Annotated in this window: 1 protein-coding gene; it reads right to left on the reverse strand. The window is 53.8% G+C overall.

Going from position 1 to position 541, the window contains the following annotated elements:
• Nucleotides 1-446: aromatic-ring-hydroxylating dioxygenase subunit beta (locus V7676_RS18785; RefSeq protein ID WP_335661079.1), on the reverse strand; the 446-nt coding region annotated here is incomplete at its 3' end.
• Nucleotides 447-541 lie beyond the last annotated feature (95 nt).

Raw genomic sequence — 541 nt, forward strand, 5'->3', positions numbered from 1 at the left:
CGCCGAGACAGCAGCTTCAATGCGCCATCGTTCGCTTGGCGCACGCTGTCGAGATACTCCCCAGCCGCCAACACCTGTGTGATCCCGCTGTCTTTAGGTGTCATGAGAACCGAAAAGTTGGATCGCATCTCTACGGTCATTGGGTCTAGCCGCTTACAGCTTGTGAGTTGGACGAAGTGGCGAGTGCGGTAGTCTTGAAATGTGCCGACCCAAATATCGTTCACAAAAGTGACGCGATCTTCTAGCCTCGCACGGCAATCATCGTACATCAAACCAATGTCCAGCCCGTGTTCTGAATTCTCCGCCGAACGGCAGATGTAGGAAGCTTCCTCTTCCTCCGCGTAATTACCCAGCCAAGCTTGCATATCTTTGCTGTCAAGCGCGCGCGAGTCCGCCAGCAGCAACTCCACGAGCGCCGCTTCGAGCGAGATATCTGTCTCTATCATGCTGCTGCCCTTTCAAAACCCATGATTGAGCGGTAATATTCCCACCGCGGCAGATTGCCGCTCTCGTCATTCTGCAGAAATTCCGATTCAAGCTT

It is taken from the genome of Parasphingorhabdus sp. (assembly GCF_036963805.1).
Lineage (GTDB): Bacteria > Pseudomonadota > Alphaproteobacteria > Sphingomonadales > Sphingomonadaceae > Parasphingorhabdus.